We start from the raw sequence: 18,947 nt of genomic DNA on the forward strand, positions 1-18,947 counted from the left end.
ACAAAACCTTAAAAAGCCCCGTAATTCCTTCTGTTTTTTAACCGCTTGAGCCGCCCTGTGTGCGCCGCCCCGTTGGTGTGGAGCGGGTTATAGGCGGCACATCGCTAACCGTCAACACGCAATCTCCAAAAAAACAAAACTATCTGCAAAAAACTCAACTCAAACCCAAAATCCAGATTCATATATCAACAAACACACCCAAACCTGACCAAATACATACCCAAAATCCCGCAGAAAACAGCCAATTACACCCTTACACACACCCCAATCCCTAACAAATCATCAATTTACACAGACACTGGGAAAACATTGACCCCACCGAAGAACACAAGAACAGAGCGTGTGGGCGAGCACAGAAGGACGTATGAGGACAAGAGAGGCCGCGCCTATATAGGAGAGATCGCGATAGGGTGACGCAAACACCGCAAACCAACGTTGAGCGCTTTTGCGTGGGTTTGTGAAACTTTGCGCGGAACGCGCGTATTCCAACGTGGCTATGTAACCAATCAGCCAAAACCAGCAGCACAAGCCGAAACCAACACGCTCCATGCCCTACACATAAGAAACCACCGCTCAACCGAACTTATGCCCCACCAACCAAAATCTATCCCCACATGCCCAAGACATTTCCCCTTTAGGGGGCGCTGTGTTTGGCGCGTGTTTTGTCGGCTTTTACGTTCAGGTGCTTCGGCGTGTGCTTTGGGGTGTTGTGTTGAAAAACCGTTTGTAGGCCCGACTGAATGCAGGCTCGGATTTGTATCCAACTTTTTGCGAAATGACAGAGATGGGGGCTGCTGTCTCCGTAAGCTCCATTCGTGCAAGGTGCATTCTGCACTTGGTTAGGTACTGCATTGCAGGCTGGCCGACGGTTTGAGTAAAGTGGGCAGAGAAGGCAGAGCGTGACATACCGGCTGTTTTTGCGAGTTCTTCCAAACTCCAGTTTTTCGCCGGTTCGCGATGTAGAGCGAGCAGTGCAGGCCCGATATGTCGGTCACGCATTCCTCTTAGCCAGCTTTTATCTGTTTCAGGCGCGGTGTTGAGCCACTGCCTTATTGCTTCTATCACGATAACATCTGCCAAACGGGTGATCAGCGTGTCACCGCCTGGGCGTTGTTGAAGAGCCTCTTGCGCTATGAGCTGCAGGGTCGCTTGCAACCAATCTCCCGCCTGCCCGCGCCACCCGTCAATTTTAAAGGCCGGAGGCAACAGCTCCATCACGTGATGGCCGGCTGCATGGCTGAGATGCACAATTCCGTAGATTGCGCGGGTGGTATCGCCGCCGCCCCCAAATTGCAGAGTTTCATAGACATCCGTCACTTTATTGAGGTGAAGATCTGCCAGATCCACTGTGACTGCCCCGGTTGAAGATGATAACTGCCTTTGAAAGGAGCTGTTGATCAGTACGAGATCACCTTGATTGGCGATGATCGTTTCCTCGTGAGCGAGGTCCAGCCTTGCTTGCCCTTCGGTGACAACCAGAAAGGCGACAACATGATTGCGGGCTGGAATAGTGATTGCCCATGGGGCTGTCAGCTCAGCCTGACAATAAAAAATGCCTGTGAGCCTGAGTTGGTGCAGCACTTCGCCAACAGGGTCTGCGTTGGGTTGCACAGGCATATCACGTGCTAAATTCAAAGCTACCTTAGTATCCATATGAAACCAACGCATTTGAAAGAGAGATGAAGAACTGCTGCCGTGGACGCTCGGATAACAAATATGGACAAATCATCATGGATTGAATCCTGCCACCTAATATACTGGCGTATAAATCAAATCATATTCATGTCGGTATGACTAAAACAAAATAACGATATCGAGTTTGCAGATTCAAATCAAGCAGCACTTAAATTGAGGGTAATAAACCCGCCAAGCTTATCATGACTCTCAATAGAGGTTATTTCCATGAATCTCATAAATTCTAATTTAGAACTAACTTATATCTTGAAAAATAGTGCGAAAAACGCGTTTATTTTCGCGATCATTTGGGGGTGCTGGGCATGGTGGGTTAATTCCTCTCATGGAAACGAAGCCGCGTTGCGGGCCTCACTGACGCAAATCAGCTTCACAATTGTAAATGCGTTTGTTTACTCTGTGCTCATGGAGGGGCTTTTCTTTGTGATCCGCCCAGTCAAACTGCGCAATATCATGACGTTCCTTATTCCGAACATAGCAGTCTCTGTGCTTTTAACGGCTACCCATATGTGGCGCGGAACACCGAATGTACTTGCCACTGCTGCTGCACCTTTATGTGTCACGTTCTTATTATCTCTGCTTTATATCGTGGTGGTTGGCCCAAAGCGTCTGGAGCAGTTCGCCAGTTGAGCAGCCTAGATATCAGCCAAAAGATAAGGTGCTCTGCTGAAGAGTGCGAAATTCCGCGCAGATAGCAGGCTGTTTGCTACGCGGCGGAGTTTGGACCAACCGTCGTTGCGGACCGTTAGAACAGCCCCTAATCGAGAGAGCGGCATCCGGCTCCAGATTAAAGCCGACCAGCCAATCCACCTTCAGCTTATTCCGTGAGCCGACCATCATCGGGCGGCTCACATATTCCTCTGTTACGTAAAGCTAACTGAGTACCCTAGTCTCGGGGAACCAATGGGACCAGACCATCCAAAACACTCCATTTTGCATGGGTACCTTGCCCAGTCTGCCTGCAGGAGTGTTCCCGAAGAAATCTACTTTGGTTACCTCTACAGGCTCACCGTCAATTCGACGGTCAAACAAAGTCACCACGTCCAGATCTTTATCGTAAAACAGGAGAAGTGGTTGCCCTTCATGCTCAAACGCATAAAGAGGATGCTGCTCCGCGAACTCCTTCGTGATCGCAAGCTGCTTGTCATTCAGGTTCAACCCCCACACCTGTTCTTTATTCGGCAGGCGTGTGTCCTTTATGTCCAGGGTCGGAAAGATGGGCGGTTCCGCTTCATCAAACTGTTGTTCCAGTGGCCCTTCAAACAAGTTCTGTAAGAAAGTGTCTACGGGGCGGTTAAACTGGTACTCGAAAACAGTCGCTTCGGGATACACCGTCTTGAAAGTTTCCCAGCTCATCATATCGTTCGGATATTCAGTGACTTTTCCTCCAGAAAATTCCTTCTCACCAGTGATTTGTTGGATCAATTCACCTGATTTGCTGTCTTTCATCAGAAGGTTGTTGTGCACCTGAATAAGGATGGCGAGATCCATTTCTTCACCATTGCTGGACTGGTCGATGACGATAGGCAAGTTCGAGAGCGCACAGAACGTCATCGTAACATTTTCCCCGCCAATGGTATCACCAGCGATATGCGGGATTTCCAGATGATGCCTTGGGAATCCGCGAACATCGCCGTTGATTTCGACGGCGTAAATGATGTCGTCAGGCTTCATAAACTTATCAGCTTCGTCAATGGGGACGTATTGTGCAGTGGTCTGAGAAGACGGAAACATAGTCGGCAACAGAAAATTGGCCGCAAAGATGCAGATAAACACACCGATAGACGCCAGTACCATGAGGTACCTATGCATCAGGGCGTAGCGGACATTCAAGAACCACATCACTGCGAGCAAAATGAGAGTGATGGCAATGTAAGCCCAGCGGTGCTCATAATAGGTGATCAGCCATTGACGCGGCCAATCCAGCAATTGTCCAACCTCTGTCATCAGCATGGCAGCAAAAATGGCCATAAAAGCGGTCACTAGCCCCAATACTAAGAATATAGATAGGAGACCCGCGCTTGGCTTGGCTCTTGCCTTCTTCATATTGTTACCTTTTTTCCGTGACCCTAGGCAACAAAGGTAAGACCATTGCAAATGGCCTTGGCAAATAAATCTATGTATTGGATTTAACTTGTCTGTTCGAGCCTTCCACTTTCGATGATGAACTTCGCCTCTCTCTCCTGACAGACTAAAACACGCACAACAGAAATAGCAAAACGTTCCTTCGGTATGATCCCTGAGCCAGTGCGAATGGGCGCACTGGTCACCCAGCCACATTACGTGCCCGTAAAGCCTGCACTCCGGCAAGCGGCATCCTCAAGCTCCTTTGCAATTGACTTTGCAAAGGTTTGTGGTGTTGCTTCCCCCTTTGATGCGCATCCAAGGATCGAGAGCAAGTATGCGAGGGGTTGGTTTTGTGGCATCTGTCATGCCTTTTAATCTCTCAAATGCCTATGGTGCAAAACAGTTTTGCCTCAATACGCCGTCAGAGCTCATTGCTGGCGCGCAAGCCAGTCGATGAGCAGATTGCTCACGGCTGCAGGTTGTTCCTGCTGGGACCAGTGCCCGCAGTTGTTGAGGACATGTCGCTCCAGATCTGGCACGAAATGATGCATATGCTCACTTAAGGCCGGTGGCAGGTAGAGATCATCTGCGCCACAGATCATGAGAGTTGGCACAGTGATGACCTGCTCCATTCCCTCTGTTTCACGCCAGTTGGTGGAGAAATTGCGATACCAGTTGAGCCCGCCAGTGAAGCCACTTTTTTGATAGGTGCTTACATACACCTCAAGATCGCTTTCAGATAATAATAGCTGACCGCGCGGCGCAGCATCGCGGTTTTCCTTAAACTCCTTAAACAGCGCCATGTTGCTTGCGGGCGTTGCCTCAGTGTTGCCTTTGGCAGAGTTTACGGACCGGCATCGCATGAGTGTGCGGAAAAACCTGTCTGTCTCATTGTTCAAGAGGCGATCAACGGGCCCCTCTTCCTGCATCGCCACGATGTACATGTCTTTGCCAAAGTTATGGCGGTACACGTCAATCGGGTCGAACTTCGAGCGGGGTATAAACGGGGTGTTGAGGCTCATGACACCCATGAGCCGCTCTGGATAAAACAGGGCCAGTTGCCAGGTAATCAGGCCGCCCCAATCATGACCGCACACATATGCCTGCGCTATCTCCAGTGTATCCAAAAGCGCAATCACATCTCCCATAAGGTGCTTCATGGTGTAGGCACCAACATCCTCCGGCTGGCTCGTTTGGCCGTATCCGCGAAGGTCAGGCGCAATCACGCGGTACCCCGCCTTCACCAAGGGTTCGATCTGGTAGCGCCATGAGTAAGCAAGCTCTGGCCAGCCATGAAGCAAAACGACAGCTGGGCCGGTACCTGCTTCATAAACAGCCATATCAATGCCATTGCACCTGTGAAATTTAACCGGTGGCATCTCCACCTCAACACAAACCGACATGTGATCCTAATTCCTCTGACAGGTGCAACAAAAGCGCATCCCTCCTTCCTGGAGGTAAAGCAGCTTCATGCTATTGATGGCGCGGTATATGCAATGAACACTGGAGATACCGCGCGCCGGAACAATCGCAGGCAACAATGGGGATTGTTGAGCCTCATTGTTGCCTGCGTTGCTTATTCAATACCGTTCGCCCCATGGTTGCAACCTTAGGGTTGCGGTTGGTGACGACGACCTCACCTCAGTCCGGTTGGTTTTGTGTTAGCCTAGTACTGTTTTGACGGCGCGGGCGGTGGAGGCCACGATGATGTCGGCTTCTTCGCGGCCTAGGCAAAATGGTGGGGCAAAGCCCAGGATATCACCTTGTGGCATTGCTCTTGCTATTACGGAGTCTTGAGAGAGCAGAGTGGCTGAGAGCTGTGCTCCAATTTTCTGCGATGCTTCGAAGAATTTGCGGTCTTGTCTGTCCTCGACAAACTCAACTGCGCAAAGCATTCCCTCACCGCGGATGTCGCCCACATTTGCGTGGTCGCCCAGCGCTTCTTTCATTGAAGTGTTGAGGTAAGCACCAACTGAACTGGCATTTTGGATGAGTTTCAGGTCATCCAGCAGCTTGAGGTTTGCAACACCAGCAGCAGCTCCAATTGGGTGTGCAGAATAGGTCCAGCCGTGGCCGATTGGTCCGTTTTCATCCGTGCCCTGCTCCAGGACTTTCCAGAGCTTTTCGGAAATGATGGAGCCTGACAAAGGGGCGTAGGCGGAAGTGAGGCCTTTTGCGATGGTGATGATATCGGCTTCCAACCCATAATGATCTGCACCGAACATGGACCCAAGGCGGCCAAAACCTGTGACGACCTCATCGGCGACAAGCAAGATATCGTGTTTTTTCAGTACGGCTTGAATGGCAGGCCAATACCCAGCTGGCGGAGGTACGATACCGCCTGTGCCTAACACCGGCTCGCCAATAAAGGCGGCGATTGTATCGGCTCCCTCACGCTCAATCAGCGCTTCCAACTCAGCAACGCAATGAGCAACAAACTCCTCTTCGCTCTGGTTCAGGTCGTCACGGCGGAAGTAGTAGGGTGCTTGTGTGTGAATGACTTGTTCCACAGGCAGGTCGAACTTTTTATGGAACAGCTTCAGACCGGTGAGTGATCCGGTTACGAGGCCTGAACCGTGATAGCCACGCCAACGAGAGATAATTCGCTTTTTCTCAGGGCGGCCCAAAATGTTGTTGTAATACCAGATCAGTTTGATGTTGGTTTCATTGGCATCAGAGCCACTCAAACCGAAGTAGACCTTAGACATGTTGGCGGGCGCCCGGTCCAGGATCATTTTCGACAGCGTGATAGAGGCTTCGGTTCCGTGACCTACATAGGAGTGATAATAGGCCAGTTCTTTGGCTTGGTCGCCGATCGCTTCTGCGATTTCCTGTCGGCCATACCCCACATTTACGCAGTATAGTCCGGCAAACGCGTCCAACATTTTGCGGCCCTCACGGTCTTCAATGTATGACCCTGAGGCTGACTTAATCACGCGGGTTTGTGTTTCACCGCGGGCGTGCTGTGCAAGGTGGGTTGAGGGATGGAAAAAGTTCTCACGGTCCCATTGTGCTAGTTGATCATTTCTAAGCATATCGTGTCCTTCCTTATGCCCAGTCGCGGCAGACGTATTTAATCTCGGTGAATTCTTCCATGCCGAGCCGTGCCCCCTCCCGGCCCAGACCAGATTGCTTCGCGCCTCCAAACGGAATGGGAGCGCCGGTCACTTTCGTGCGGTTGACTGCGACCATTCCAAACTGAAGGGCGCGGCTCACGCGATAAATCCTGCGTGGATCATTGCTATGGAGGTAAGCAACGAGGGCGTACTCTGTGTCATTGGCGCGTGAGATCACTTCATCCTCCGTGTCAAACGGGGTGATTGCTGCAACAGGTCCAAAGGTTTCATCGTGCATAATGGCTGCATCTGCAGGTACATCGACCAGCACTGTCGGCTCATAAAACAGCGGGCCTAAGGGGTGCCGCGCGCCGCCACAGGCAACTCTTGCTCCTTTTGCGAGGGCATCACTGACGTGCTCTTCCTGTTTTTGAACGGCCTTTTCATTGATCAGCGGCCCCACATCAGGGTCGTCCATTCCGCAACCGATGGAGAGCGATTGCACAGCTTTGATAAAGCTATTGCAAAAAGCCTCGTAGATTGGGCGCTCTACGAAAATGCGATTGGCTCCAAGGCAGTCCTGACCTGATGTTGCGAACTTGGCTTTGATCGCTTCATTGACAGCGCTTTCAAGGTCCCCATCCCTAAACACGATAACAGGCGCATGTCCTCCCAGTTCCAAGACAAGGCGCTTTACTGTTGTGGCGCATTGTCGGTAGAGCAGCTTACCTACAGGAGTAGAACCTGTGAACGACAAGGCCCGCACGCGGTTGTCCTCGGTCCACGGCTCAACAACCTCAGGTGCAACACCCGTCACCACATTGAACACCCCGGGCGGGAACCCTGCACGCTCTGCCAACTCGGCAAGGGCAAGTGCGCTGTAGGGGGTTTGTGCGGATGGATGCGCTACGATTGTACAGCCCGCTGCCAAAGCAGCAGCAGCCTTGCGGGTCAGCATGGCGGAAGGAAAATTCCACGGTGTAATCAAAGCCGCCACACCAACAGGTTCACGCCATAGTTCAACCTCAGCATCAGCCATGTGGCTGGTTACGCCCTCAATATTGGGCCGCTTTGCTTCTTCGGCATAAAACTCAGCAAACGCTGCGCCGTACTCGATCTCTCCTCGTGCCTCGGACAAGGGCTTGCCCTGTTCAAGAACCATGATGCGGGCAAGGTCTTCTTTATGCGCAAGCTGAAGATCGAACCACCTGCGCAAAATGGCGGCTCGCTCTTGTGGCAGTAAGCCTGCCCAGTGGGCGAAGGCTTGTTGCGCAGCACTGACAGCGCCAGTCGATTCTTCTGCTGAAAGGCTTGCAACGTCGCCAAGGCAGGTTCCATTTGAGGGATCAGTAACGGCAAAGGTTTTGCCTTTACTGGCTGCAGACCATTTTCCATTTATGTAGGAAAAAGAGCGCACTAAGGCTTTATCTATAATGTCTATCCGCGCAGATAGAGCCGTTTCTGACATACTGCTTCCTCCGTATTTACAAAGGAATGTGCCTGTTTTTGACGGAGGATGTGACCGAATGCGCTACCGGCAACAGAAGAAACAACTGTTAGCCAGCATTGAAAAGAATATTCAACGGTGGGGCAATATTGCCTTTGACCGGTTTGGTTACGATGTAGGTGAAATAGCGAGACAACCCGATGCGTGCATCCAGCATCTCGTCAATCAAACGCTGATAGGAATCTACGTCGCGCGTTACAATCTGCATCAGGTAATCATAGCCTCCACCCAACGCCCAGCAAGCCACAACTTCATCATAGTGCTGCATTGCAGTTTCAAATGCATAAAAGCTTGCGGCGGTGTGGTCAGCAAGTTCGGCGGCGACGAAAACGGTGACGTGAGGTCCCAGTTTCTTGAGATTGATCCGTGCTCCATAGCTCTCGATCAGCCCAGATTTCTCCAGTTTTTTCAGTCTATCCCAACAAGGTGTTGGGGAAAGCCCAATGCGATCTGCCAGCGCTGCTTTCGTAATTCTGCCCTCAGCGGAGAGAATGCGTAGGATATCCAGATCGCGTTGATCAAGCTGCATGTTTAGCTCCAATAGTCTGGCCTGTTAGCTCTGAATTGTTGAACCTGCTTTTGCGGCCAAAGACTGGGCTTCAGCGAATGTGGCAATGGCAGTATCTTGCACGCCGGTGCCCGTCAGATCGCAAACTGTAATATCATCTGCTGATCGGCGTCCCTGCTTTTGACCTGCGATAACAGGCCCCAACTCAGCAAAGCTATCAGTGTTTGTGACTGTGCCAGCTTCTATCGCGGAGCGCAGTTCGCCCAGTTTGATTGATTGAGACAAGCGATCGCAAACAAAAAGAGTGGCGGCAGGAATGACACAAGGTGCAAGTTCGGCTTTGAATGGAGTATCCGAGCCCATGGCCGTTATATGCTGGCCGGGGCGTATCATGTCTGCTGTGATTAGTGGCTTTCTAGAGGGGGTGGTGGTCACCACAATATCGGCCTGCGCCATCACGTCAGTTATACTGCCTGTCTTGACTTCAATGCCCAAACGTGAGGTGCAATCGCTTGCGCATTCAGCGAGTTTCTTTTCATCACGCCCCCAGATGACAGCCGTTTTTATGTCGCGTACCAAACTCAGGGCTTCCAGTTGAAGGCGAGCTTGCATTCCACTGCCGAGGATCCCCGCAGTTTTGCTGTTTTCGCGAGAAAGGTGTTTGGCAGCGACAGCACCGGCTGCTGCCGTGCGAATATCGGTCAAGTACCCATTGTCCAGCAATAGTGCTTTGACAATGCCTGTCTTTGCATCAAACAGGGTCATTAAACCGTTCAAACTTGGAAGACCCATCATTGGGTTGTCGAAAAACCCCAAGCTTACCTTTAGTGCAAAACTTTCTATTCCAGGCACATACGCTGTCTTTACATCCACTTCGCCGTTGTGGTCTGGCACATCAAAACTAAGAATTGGGGGCATCACCACATCTTTTGTTGCAAGCAGGTGAAATGCGTTTTCTATGCAGGCAACTGCGTCCTTATTCAAAGAGACGGCAGCTCGCAGATCAGTTTCACTAAGAATTTTGATTTCAGACATGAGAGCCTCCCTCTTAAAACAATGTGCTGGCGATCCGTAGTTCCACTGAATGCCATATCATTTCTACGCCACCACCTGCCATCTGTATTATTGGACCCAATGCAGCGGTGTTCTTTGTCAAATTGTTGCGCGCAGCTAAACCCACCTCTGCTGCATCACTCGACCTCCCCTAGAGGTGCAATCAGTGCTGGAAAAGACAGCCGAAACCCGACACATTTTGAGGTGTTTCAAGGTGTTGAAGGCACCGCCAGATCATCGCCTGATTTGAGGTCACAACCGGTTTTCCGATCCGCGCTTCTATCCTTTGAATGCATGCCATGGCTCTCAATCCGGTACAGGAGATAAACAATGCCTGCGCTGATGGTTCCATTGCTTCGCAAGCGGCCTCAATAATTGTTTCTTCACAAAGGCGTGCAATTTCGCGGTCGTCATCAACGCCAAGGCAGTGCGCTTTGGTAATCTGAAGGGCATTTTTTGCGAAATACTGGAGCAGCTCATTTGAAATGCCGGCTGAATAGGGGGTTAAAACGCTAATGCGGTTGATATTGAGTGCTTTGAATGCATCAAACGCGGCAGAGCTTGGCGTCACAACTGGTGTATTTGGTTTGCCAGCATTCAAATATATGCCAACGGCTGTGTTCCCTAAAACGATTGAAGCCGCCGTGCAGCCATAGGCGATCACATCAAGTTCTTCACCAGGCAGAATTTGCGCCGCAGCTTTTGAAAGTCTTGGCCCAGTGGCCAACAAATTTTTGCGTGTGCTGGGGTTTTGGTAGTCGATCCGGTTGGCGTATACACCAACCTCCTCTGGATTACAGATCCGCGAGAAATCGCACTCGCTGGTGTGATCAGTTGCCAAAACGATGAGGCCAATCCTCTTTTTGACAGGCCGAGCCTCCAAAACAATTTCAACCGAAGAGTTGGTTGCAAGACTATCAGGAACCATTGGCTTTCCTAGACAACAAGAACAGGACAGTCTGCCAGACTGGTTACTTTGTGAGAGACACTGCCCAGCAGGTACCCTTCCAAAGACCCAAGGCCACGACTGCCAATAACAATTAGATCACACGCATGTTCTTGCGCGACGGCCACGATGGTTCTTGCTGTTGGACCAGACTTGATCAGTGCGCGTATATTTGTGCAGCCAGCCTCTACGGCGCTGAGCTTGCCTTGCTCTGCAACGGCTTTTGCATGGCTTCGCATCACATCTTCAAGGCTGTCAGTTTCATCAGGCCGAACAACGGCAAATGAGCCTTCAAGCACGGAGTGGTGCCGATATACTGTCAAAAGCGTAAGCGGTACATTACCGCAGATGATCGACAGGTTAACCGCCTTTTGCAGGGCCTGCTCTGCGCCATTGGAACCATCAAAAGGAACAAGGATGGAGTTAAACATTGAGTGCCCCTTTTACTTGGAGAACGCTAGATCGCGCAGGAACAGAGCAATCTGCGGGAAGAAAATCAGCGCAACAGCGACCCCAATCAACATGAAGATAAAGGGCGGAGTGCCGCGGACCACCTCAGCATAAGGGCGTTTAAACACTGCAACTGCCGTAAAAATATCGCAGCCAAACGGCGGTGTTGCAGAGCCAATTGCCACTTGTAATGTAATGATTGTGCCCACGAGAACCGGGTCCAACCCTACAGCTTTCACCACTGGGGCAAATACCGGCACAAGTACAAGAATGACAACAATGGGGTCCACAAACATACAGCCGATGAAAAAGGCCGCAGAGATAACGAACAGAACGCCCATTGCCCCCATATCTGCGATCCCTATTGCGCTTAATATTTCCTGAGGGACTTGCGCAAAGGAGATGACCCAGGAAAACGCAGCGCCAGCCCCCACCAGTATAAAGACAACAGCTGTGATCAATCCCGTTGACTGCGCTGTCTTATAAACCTGTGCCAAAGACATGGACCGGAAAACAGCCACTTCCAAAATGAGCGCATAGAGCACGCAGACGGCAGCTGCCTCTGTTGGACTGAACACACCGCCGTAAATTCCACCAATAATGATGAGTGGGAAGCCCATTGGCCACAGTGCTTTGCGTAAAGCGTTCAAACGCTTTATCCAGCTTGCTTTGGGCTCAGTTGGCACTTTGTTTCGCACTGCATAGATGTAGCTGTAGATGGAAAAGAGCAGCAAGATGAGCAAGCCTGGCCCGATACCGGCGATAAACAGTTCAGCAATTGATGTGTTTGAGACCACGCCGTAAATGATCATGCCGATGGATGGCGGAATGAGAAATGCGATGTCGCTGGCGTTGACAACCAGCGCCAGAACGAAACTATCTTTATAACCAGCCTTGAGCATACGTGGGCGCAATGGAGAGCCGATAGCGACGACGGTTGCCTGCGTTGACCCTGAGACTGCGCCAAACATAGTGCAGGCCATCGCCGTTGAGATGGCGAGCCCACCTCGCAAATGTCCAACAAATGCCATGACCAGATCAATCAGTCGGCCAGCCGATTGTCCACGCGTCATGATATCTGCCGCAAAAATAAACATCGGAACAGCGACCAAGGATGCGGGCCGGATGCCCGCTACCATTTGCTGAATCATCGTTTCCATGTGCCCGAAATCTCCGAACATCATGAAAAACCCCACGAACGTCGCTGCAATCAGCGGAATCATCATGGGAAAACCCAGAAGAAGAAGAAGGACCATGGTTATAAAGATTGTTGCAGCCATCGTCTTCCCCTTCTAGACCTCAATCTCGTCTTCCTCGTACCCATCTTGAACCTGGGTCGAGAGATAGATGTCGGGCGATGTCATGTTTTTGATCGCACTCAGCAGATATTGCGTTCCCGTCATAAAAAAGCCGATGGGAACCCAAACCAGAATGGTCCAGACAGGAATTTGCAGAGCGGGTAGAACCCTGCCGCGGGCGGCCTGTTTCTCGATATAATTGAATGAGTAGTAGCAGAGCAGGAAGAGAAACCCTGCGGTGACCAATGAGATAAGCACCATCAATATTTTACGATAGCGGGGAGACAGTCCGTCATAAATTGCGCTCATGCGAATATGACGCCCATGTCGTGCAGCATAACTTATGCCTGCAAACGTAATCAGAATGACCAGTATCCGGTTGAGTTCTTCAGAAAAGAAGATCGAATCTCCAAGCACGAACCGCCCTATGACGTTAGCGATCGTGTTGGCTGCCATGAGCAGTACACCTAAAGCCAGCAAAACAGATTCAATACGGCTGATGGTTCGGTCGATGACTCCCAAAAAGCCTGGCAAACTAGATTGGTGCTGATCGCTCATCCCACCGCCTTGCATTTGATGACAAGTACTGAGCGGGGTTACCCCGCCCAGCTCATGTGTGCTGATAGAAATGAAAGGCTAGTGCGCTGTCGCGGCCAGATCTGCCTTCATTTGTGCAATGATTTTTGCACCGCTGTTGCCCGTCATCTCAATGAATGTGTTTTCGACGTCAACCGCCGCCGCTTTGAAGCAGCTGCGCTCTTCCTCTGTCAAAACAGTCACATTCATTTCCGGCTTAGCTTCCATGATCTTAGCCAACTCGGTTTCACCAGCTTGCTTTTGGTAAATCACCGTGTGCTCATAAGCGACTGATGCCGCTTTTTGAATCACGCCCTGATCTTCTGCGCTCAAGCCATCGTAGAAATCTTTGTTTGCCATCACAGCAGTCGTGAAGTTGTTATGGCCCGCATAAGTGATGTAATCCGTGACCTCATAAATCTTGGTTGAGTACAGGAAGAATGTCGGATTTTCCTGCCCCTGAATGAGGTTAGTTTGAAGCCCGCCATACACTTCACCCCATGGCAAAGGCGTCGGCGTTGCACCAAAGGCACGGTAACTTTCCACCAGAAGAGGGTTTGTCATGACGCGGAACTTGATTTCGTTCAGGTCAGAACATGTCTTTATCGGCGTTTTAGTGGTCATAGCCACTTCGCCTTCCGGGAACATTTTGAGCAACTCAAGGCCCTTGTCCGCGTAAAGCGGTTTGAACATCTCGTTGATCGCTTTACTTTCGCGGTAAAAGCGCGCGAGGTGCTCCTGATCTGTCGGCAATAGGTAAGGGACGAAAAACACCTGGGCTTCTGGGATCAACGCTCCGGTAAAGCCTGGAGATTGATCCACGAACTGCAAGATCCCGTCTTGTGTCTGCTCCATGATATCAGCTGCTTCTCCGAGTGTTCCATAGGGGAACAACTGGATCTCATGGTCAGAATTCGCTTCAATTTCTGCTTTGAACTTTTGCGCATAGACACCTTGAACATCAGTCATTGCCTCTTCAAAGGCATAGCGCCAGGTGTCTGCCTGTGCTGACCCGGCTGCTGCAAAAACCAAGCCCACGGCTGCGCAGGATTTGATCGCCTCTTTAAAAAAATTACTCATATTCCCCTCCATATTAATAGATGCATTCGCTATTAATTTGCCCGGCGTTTTCCACGTCGTTTCCTAATAAAATTTGCTTTAGCGCGTTCTGTGCAGCCAAATCAGGCGGCATAGGAGACACCTTTGACCCGCAGCTTTCCGATGCTTACATCCTGCCCCATCATGATGTGAGCAAACGTCGGCATATCAAGGTTTCGGCCCGTTACAATTGTGGCAACAGGCCCGCCCAATGCAGGCGATTTTCCGGAAAGAACAGCTGCCATACCAACAACCGAGGCACCTTCTGCCACCATGCGATCTTCATAAAACATGACCTGCATTGCATGGCGTATTTCGTCTTCTGTCACGAGAATGTAGTCATCAATCAGGTCGCGGCATATCTGGAAGGAAAGACGGTTCTTGAGACCAATTCCACCTCCCAAAGAATCGGCGAGAGATGAAAACTCAGGGACCTCAACAGGTGTATTGGCTTTAACGCTTTCATACATGGCCGCACCGCGATCCATAGTTATGCCGATAACGCGGATACGTGGATTGATTGCCTTGGCAGCGGTTGCAACGCCTGCAGCAAGGCCCCCGCCGGAAAGCGGAACCAATATGGTTTCCAAATCAGGGCGCGCTTCAAGCATTTCAAGGCCGATCGTCCCCTGTCCGCCGATGACATGCGGATCATCAAAGGGGGAGATTTCCACCAGGCCCTCGCTTTCACAAATGCGCTGGCTTTCATGCATCGCCTCATCCTGCGTGGTGCCGATAATGCGAACCTCCGCACCCAGAGCTCTGACAGCCTCAACTTTGGCAGTCGGAACCAGCGAGGACATGCAAATAACTGCTTTGATCCCACGTTTTGCGGCAGCAAACGCGATTCCACGGCCATGATTACCTGTCGAACAGCATGTGACCCCGCGAACATCCTCACACAGCGCCATCACCGCTGAAACTGCTCCTCGCAATTTAAAGGCACCAACTGGCTGCATATTTTCCATTTTCATCAGGAATTCTTGCCCACACGCTGCGCTCATAAATGGCGAGGGAATAAACGGCGTCTGGTCAGCAACCCCCTTTATTCGCGCTTGCGCAGCAAGAATGTCTGCAAGAGTGAAAATCATATCAGCCGTCTTATACAAATTGGTGGTCGCTCAATGGCCACTCGGAAGAACCCGGCAGAGCGCCTCAAGACAAACCAATGATGTACACAACACCACCTAAACTCCCCTTCAGTCAATATATAAATTACAAAAAATAGAAATAAAAAGTAATATTTATGCTTGAATCTTCGATTTTTTTGACTGTTATTAGTTTAAACAAATATCGTTGTGTACAATATGTAGCCATTTCAGCGAGGCGACGATGGGACTAGAGAACGCACCCTTTAGCAAAACCGAATACGACCGACGGATTGCAAAGACACGCAAGGCCATGCTTTCAGATGGTGTTGACCTTCTTTTTGTTACTGACCCGTCAAATCAAGCTTGGTTGACGGGTTATGATGGCTGGTCTTTTTACGTGCATCAAGGTGTCATCCTTCCCATGGAGGGCGATCCTATATGGTGGGGGCGTATTCAAGATGCAAATGGCGCACTTCGAACTGTCTGGATGGATGATGATAAAGTACTCGGCTATGCCGATACCTATATTCAATCAACCACTTGCCACCCAATGGAAGACCTTGCCCAGCACCTCCACATGATGGGTTATTCCACTTCACGCATTGGCGTTGAAATGGAAAACTACTATTACTCGGCGAAAGCACATGCGGTGCTCGTTTCCAAGCTGCCAAACGCCCAGATGATTGACGCAACAGCCTTGGTCAACTGGCAGCGCGGCGTAAAATCTGCAGAAGAGTTGGAGTTCATTCGCAAAGCAGCATCAATATCTGAGAGGATTACTGGCATTGCACTTCAGAAAGCAGAACCGGGCCTACGTAAAAATGAACTGGTTGCTGACATTTGCCACGCTGGCATTATGGGTATTGGTGAAAACTGGGGGGATTATCCCGCGATTGTTCCACTCACGCCCTCTGGTATCGATGCAGCAGCGCCGCACTTGACCTGGAATGGCAACCAAATGGAAACTGGCGAGATCACGTTTTTTGAGCTTTCAGGCTGCTATCGTCGCTATCACGCCCCTCTATGCCGATCCATTTTTTTAGGTAAGCCACCTCAATTAATGAGCGATGCATCAGCCGCCCTGGCCGAGGGACTGGAAGCTGGCCTTGAAGCCGCAAAAGCAGGGAATCGCGCTTGCGATATTGCCAATGCCCTTAATACCGCTTTAGCAAAGGTGGGTATCGATCGCGGAGGGCGCTGCGGTTACCCAATTGGCCTTAGTTATCCACCAGACTGGGGCGAACGCACAGTATCGCTCCGTCCAACAGACGAAACACTCCTACTCCCCGGAATGACATTCCATTTCATGCCTGGCCTTTGGATGGATGGATGGGGGCTTGAAACCACCGAAACCATATTGATTACAGAGACTGGTCCTGCTGAAGCGTTATGCAACGTAGAACGCAAACTGTTTGTGAAGGACTAGGCCGTGGACACTCTAAGCAACACCAAGAAATTACTAGGAGAGCTCATCGCTTTCCCGACAATCTCCTCCAACAGTAATCTGGATATGATCCACCACTTAGCGCTTTACTTGTCCAATGCCAAAGCCGAGGTTGAGATCTGGCAGGATACTACTGGTTCCAAGGCAAACCTGTTCGCGACGATAGGCCCAAACGTAGATGGCGGAATTGTCCTTTCCGGGCATTCAGACGTTGTTCCTGTTGCCGACCAGGATTGGACAACAGACCCCTTTGAAATGGTTGAGCGTGACGAAAAGCTGTTCGGTCGGGGTTCCTGCGATATGAAGGGTTTTATTGCATCTGTGGTTGCGATGGCGCCACAATATGCGCTGCTTGACCTCAAACGTCCGATCCATTTTGCCTTCACCTATGATGAAGAGGTTGGCTGCTTTGGCGCAAAAGCTCTTGCGGAGTCTCTGCGTCAGTACGGCATACAACCCGCCGTCGCAATTATTGGTGAGCCCACGTCAATGCGGATCATCGAGGGCCACAAAGGCTGTTATGAATACACCACCCAATTCACCGGGTTTGAAGGCCATGGATCCAGCCCCGAGAAGGGCGTTAATGCCGTGGAGTATGCAGCGCAATATGTGAACCACCTACTTGAATTGAAGAGTGAACTGCGCACGCGCGCACCTGCACAAAGCAGATTTGACCCGCCCTGGACCACGATCAATACCGGATCACTCATTGGAGGGGTAGCTCACAATGTCATTCCCGGAAAAGCCCGTGTTGATTGGGAGATGCGGCCAGTACAACGCTCAGATGCAGATTATGTCAAAGACAGCTTAAACCGGCTTTGCACCCATACGCTGATACCGGCGATGCAAGCGATATCACCAGAGGCCAATATCATCACTGAGGTCATCGGTGAGGTGGACGGATTGGAACCAGTGGCCCAAAATGAGGCCCGCGAAATCCTCCGCGAACTCACCGGCGCCAAAGAAGCGGATGTCGCCCCATTTGGAACGGAGGCAGGAATCTTTCAAGACTTAGGCATGACAGCTGTCGTATGCGGTCCAGGTTCCATTGACCAGGCCCATAAGCCAGATGAATATGTTTCGCTTGACCAAATATCTCAATGCCTTGAGATGTTGGAAGGTCTCTGCGATAGGTTGACCTAATGAGCCGACAGCCTCACCCATTGCGTGAATTGTGTATGCGTTGAAGAAATTGGAAAAGGATAATCGGTGAACGCCCTAGATCTAACGAATGTTGACTACAGCGCCCGAGATCGCTTTGATCGGATGTACCACGAGATCAGGAACCGAATTTGCCTGCTTGAATACACGCCTGGAACTCGACTATCGGAAGCAGAACTTGCAGAAGAGTTCGGCGTAAGCCGCACACCACTGCGTAGAGTTCTTGTTCGCCTGGAAAGCGACGGCCTGCTCAGATCAGTTCACGGCGTTGGTACGTTTGTAACTGACGTTGACATCACAGAACTAGAGCAAACCTATATGCTGCGTATGGAGCTGGCCGAACTCAGCGGAAAACTCTCACCCGTCCGCCCCTCAGAAACACTTATGGCAAAATTTGAGGCACTGGCGATACGGTCAAAACAGCTTCTTGCAAACCCGAATGCACGCGAATTCTCTACGCTGATCATGGAGTTCTTCCTCACCCTACTTCAGCTGACTGACAACGGCCCATTGCGGGAAGTTTCAGAACGGCTGTATATGCAAACAACGCGCATCTGGCTGAAGTCCCTTTTCGTCTCCGTCATTGATCTGGTTGATGAAGTCGTCATTTTTAACAGGGAATTAGATGACATCTTGACCGCCCTAATACTTGGCGACATGCAAGCCGTAGCCCTTATCCAAAAAGCTCACATTTCCATGAGCTTCACCCGAATGAAGATCTCTTACCAAACCTCAGCCAACGCATAATGCCAAGCTCTTTGGCATAGGCCCAAAACCAAGTTGCAATTTGGTTCAGGCCAAATTCGCGCACGCTTCATATGATGCGTGAACAAACTTTCTATCTGATTTTGGATGGTCAAATTCTGCATAACAAAAAACCCGCTATCGATGTGATAACGGGTTGAATATTTGGTTGCGGGGGCAAGATTTGAACTTGCGACCTTCAGGTTATGAGCCTGACGAGCTACCGGGCTGCTCCACCCCGCGGTAATAGGATATT

Annotated in this window: 17 protein-coding genes and 1 tRNA gene; 4 read left to right on the plus strand and 14 right to left on the minus strand. The window is 50.7% G+C overall.

Annotated features, from left to right (window positions below):
* Nucleotides 1–678: 678 nt before the first annotated feature.
* Complete coding sequence (locus BMZ51_RS22125) at nucleotides 679–1,653, minus strand: AraC family transcriptional regulator (RefSeq protein ID WP_068008752.1); 975 nt, start codon at nucleotides 1,651–1,653, stop codon at nucleotides 679–681.
* 249 nt (nucleotides 1,654–1,902) lie between these two features.
* On the opposite strand from BMZ51_RS22125, the gene BMZ51_RS22130 reads away from it, so the two are divergent.
* On the plus strand, nucleotides 1,903–2,322 hold the full coding sequence (locus BMZ51_RS22130) for a hypothetical protein (RefSeq protein WP_068008749.1): 420 nt from the start codon (nucleotides 1,903–1,905) through the stop codon (nucleotides 2,320–2,322).
* Between the two features lie 243 nt (nucleotides 2,323–2,565).
* Here BMZ51_RS22130 and BMZ51_RS22135 read toward each other — a convergent pair whose 3' ends face one another.
* The 12 genes from BMZ51_RS22135 to eutB form a co-directional block, all read right to left on the minus strand.
* Nucleotides 2,566–3,738: a DUF3179 domain-containing (seleno)protein gene (locus BMZ51_RS22135; protein ID WP_068008746.1), complete on the minus strand. Its 1,173-nt coding sequence runs from the start codon at nucleotides 3,736–3,738 to the stop codon at nucleotides 2,566–2,568.
* Between the two features lie 449 nt (nucleotides 3,739–4,187).
* The gene (locus BMZ51_RS22145; protein ID WP_068008740.1) at nucleotides 4,188–5,162 is read right to left on the minus strand and encodes an alpha/beta fold hydrolase; all 975 of its coding nucleotides are present in this window, start codon (nucleotides 5,160–5,162) and stop codon (nucleotides 4,188–4,190) included.
* Between the two features lie 258 nt (nucleotides 5,163–5,420).
* Nucleotides 5,421–6,794 (minus strand): aspartate aminotransferase family protein, encoded by a 1,374-nt coding sequence (locus BMZ51_RS22155; protein ID WP_068008734.1) that lies wholly within the window; start codon nucleotides 6,792–6,794, stop codon nucleotides 5,421–5,423.
* A 13-nt stretch (nucleotides 6,795–6,807) separates the two neighbouring features.
* Complete coding sequence (locus BMZ51_RS22160) at nucleotides 6,808–8,283, minus strand: NAD-dependent succinate-semialdehyde dehydrogenase (RefSeq protein WP_068008731.1); 1,476 nt, start codon at nucleotides 8,281–8,283, stop codon at nucleotides 6,808–6,810.
* A gap of 88 nt (nucleotides 8,284–8,371) precedes the next feature.
* A complete protein-coding gene (locus tag BMZ51_RS22165) occupies nucleotides 8,372–8,851 on the minus strand; it encodes an Lrp/AsnC family transcriptional regulator (protein WP_068008728.1) in 480 nt (159 codons plus the stop codon).
* A 24-nt stretch (nucleotides 8,852–8,875) separates the two neighbouring features.
* Nucleotides 8,876–9,865: a cyclodeaminase gene (locus BMZ51_RS22170; protein ID WP_068008725.1), complete on the minus strand. Its 990-nt coding sequence runs from the start codon at nucleotides 9,863–9,865 to the stop codon at nucleotides 8,876–8,878.
* 181 nt (nucleotides 9,866–10,046) lie between these two features.
* Nucleotides 10,047–10,811, minus strand: coding sequence for an ectoine utilization protein EutA (eutA, locus tag BMZ51_RS22175; RefSeq protein WP_068008722.1), 765 nt, complete (start codon nucleotides 10,809–10,811; stop codon nucleotides 10,047–10,049).
* An 8-nt stretch (nucleotides 10,812–10,819) separates the two neighbouring features.
* Entirely contained in the window at nucleotides 10,820–11,260 is a 441-nt protein-coding gene (locus tag BMZ51_RS22180; protein ID WP_068008719.1) for a universal stress protein, read from the minus strand.
* Between the two features lie 12 nt (nucleotides 11,261–11,272).
* Nucleotides 11,273–12,559, minus strand: a complete 1,287-nt coding sequence (locus BMZ51_RS22185; RefSeq protein WP_068008716.1) for a TRAP transporter large permease — start codon at nucleotides 12,557–12,559, stop codon at nucleotides 11,273–11,275.
* A gap of 12 nt (nucleotides 12,560–12,571) precedes the next feature.
* The gene (locus tag BMZ51_RS22190) at nucleotides 12,572–13,135 is read right to left on the minus strand and encodes a TRAP transporter small permease (RefSeq protein WP_068008713.1); all 564 of its coding nucleotides are present in this window, start codon (nucleotides 13,133–13,135) and stop codon (nucleotides 12,572–12,574) included.
* A gap of 78 nt (nucleotides 13,136–13,213) precedes the next feature.
* Nucleotides 13,214–14,233, minus strand: a complete 1,020-nt coding sequence (locus BMZ51_RS22195) for a TRAP transporter substrate-binding protein (RefSeq protein ID WP_068008710.1) — start codon at nucleotides 14,231–14,233, stop codon at nucleotides 13,214–13,216.
* A gap of 101 nt (nucleotides 14,234–14,334) precedes the next feature.
* A complete protein-coding gene (gene eutB / locus BMZ51_RS22200; protein ID WP_068008708.1) occupies nucleotides 14,335–15,342 on the minus strand; it encodes a hydroxyectoine utilization dehydratase EutB in 1,008 nt (335 codons plus the stop codon).
* 241 nt (nucleotides 15,343–15,583) lie between these two features.
* On the opposite strand from eutB, the gene BMZ51_RS22205 reads away from it, so the two are divergent.
* From BMZ51_RS22205 to BMZ51_RS22215, 3 genes are all read left to right on the plus strand, one after another.
* Complete coding sequence (locus tag BMZ51_RS22205; protein ID WP_068008705.1) at nucleotides 15,584–16,768, plus strand: M24 family metallopeptidase; 1,185 nt, start codon at nucleotides 15,584–15,586, stop codon at nucleotides 16,766–16,768.
* Nucleotides 16,769–16,771: 3 nt separating this feature from the next.
* On the plus strand, nucleotides 16,772–17,929 hold the full coding sequence (gene argE / locus BMZ51_RS22210) for an acetylornithine deacetylase (RefSeq protein ID WP_068008702.1): 1,158 nt from the start codon (nucleotides 16,772–16,774) through the stop codon (nucleotides 17,927–17,929).
* A 66-nt stretch (nucleotides 17,930–17,995) separates the two neighbouring features.
* A complete protein-coding gene (locus BMZ51_RS22215) occupies nucleotides 17,996–18,694 on the plus strand; it encodes a GntR family transcriptional regulator (protein WP_068008699.1) in 699 nt (232 codons plus the stop codon).
* A 163-nt stretch (nucleotides 18,695–18,857) separates the two neighbouring features.
* Here BMZ51_RS22215 and BMZ51_RS22220 read toward each other — a convergent pair.
* A tRNA-Met gene (locus tag BMZ51_RS22220) sits at nucleotides 18,858–18,934 on the minus strand.
* Nucleotides 18,935–18,947: the final 13 nt, after the last annotated feature.

It is taken from the genome of Pseudovibrio axinellae (assembly GCF_900110875.1).
Lineage (GTDB): Bacteria > Pseudomonadota > Alphaproteobacteria > Rhizobiales > Stappiaceae > Pseudovibrio > Pseudovibrio axinellae.

What these genes read in the sequence shown, in the direction of transcription:
- BMZ51_RS22125 (WP_068008752.1), bottom strand. Translation starts at nt 1,653, where the DNA reads ATGGATACTAAGGTAGCTTTGAATTTAGCACGTGATATGCCTGTGCAA.
- BMZ51_RS22130 (WP_068008749.1), top strand. Translation starts at nt 1,903, where the DNA reads ATGAATCTCATAAATTCTAATTTAGAACTAACTTATATCTTGAAAAAT.
- BMZ51_RS22135 (WP_068008746.1), bottom strand. Translation starts at nt 3,738, where the DNA reads ATGAAGAAGGCAAGAGCCAAGCCAAGCGCGGGTCTCCTATCTATATTC.
- BMZ51_RS22145 (WP_068008740.1), bottom strand. Translation starts at nt 5,162, where the DNA reads ATGTCGGTTTGTGTTGAGGTGGAGATGCCACCGGTTAAATTTCACAGG.
- BMZ51_RS22155 (WP_068008734.1), bottom strand. Translation starts at nt 6,794, where the DNA reads ATGCTTAGAAATGATCAACTAGCACAATGGGACCGTGAGAACTTTTTC.
- BMZ51_RS22160 (WP_068008731.1), bottom strand. Translation starts at nt 8,283, where the DNA reads ATGTCAGAAACGGCTCTATCTGCGCGGATAGACATTATAGATAAAGCC.
- BMZ51_RS22165 (WP_068008728.1), bottom strand. Translation starts at nt 8,851, where the DNA reads ATGCAGCTTGATCAACGCGATCTGGATATCCTACGCATTCTCTCCGCT.
- BMZ51_RS22170 (WP_068008725.1), bottom strand. Translation starts at nt 9,865, where the DNA reads ATGTCTGAAATCAAAATTCTTAGTGAAACTGATCTGCGAGCTGCCGTC.
- eutA (WP_068008722.1), bottom strand. Translation starts at nt 10,811, where the DNA reads ATGGTTCCTGATAGTCTTGCAACCAACTCTTCGGTTGAAATTGTTTTG.
- BMZ51_RS22180 (WP_068008719.1), bottom strand. Translation starts at nt 11,260, where the DNA reads ATGTTTAACTCCATCCTTGTTCCTTTTGATGGTTCCAATGGCGCAGAG.
- BMZ51_RS22185 (WP_068008716.1), bottom strand. Translation starts at nt 12,559, where the DNA reads ATGGCTGCAACAATCTTTATAACCATGGTCCTTCTTCTTCTTCTGGGT.
- BMZ51_RS22190 (WP_068008713.1), bottom strand. Translation starts at nt 13,135, where the DNA reads ATGAGCGATCAGCACCAATCTAGTTTGCCAGGCTTTTTGGGAGTCATC.
- BMZ51_RS22195 (WP_068008710.1), bottom strand. Translation starts at nt 14,233, where the DNA reads ATGAGTAATTTTTTTAAAGAGGCGATCAAATCCTGCGCAGCCGTGGGC.
- eutB (WP_068008708.1), bottom strand. Translation starts at nt 15,342, where the DNA reads ATGATTTTCACTCTTGCAGACATTCTTGCTGCGCAAGCGCGAATAAAG.
- BMZ51_RS22205 (WP_068008705.1), top strand. Translation starts at nt 15,584, where the DNA reads ATGGGACTAGAGAACGCACCCTTTAGCAAAACCGAATACGACCGACGG.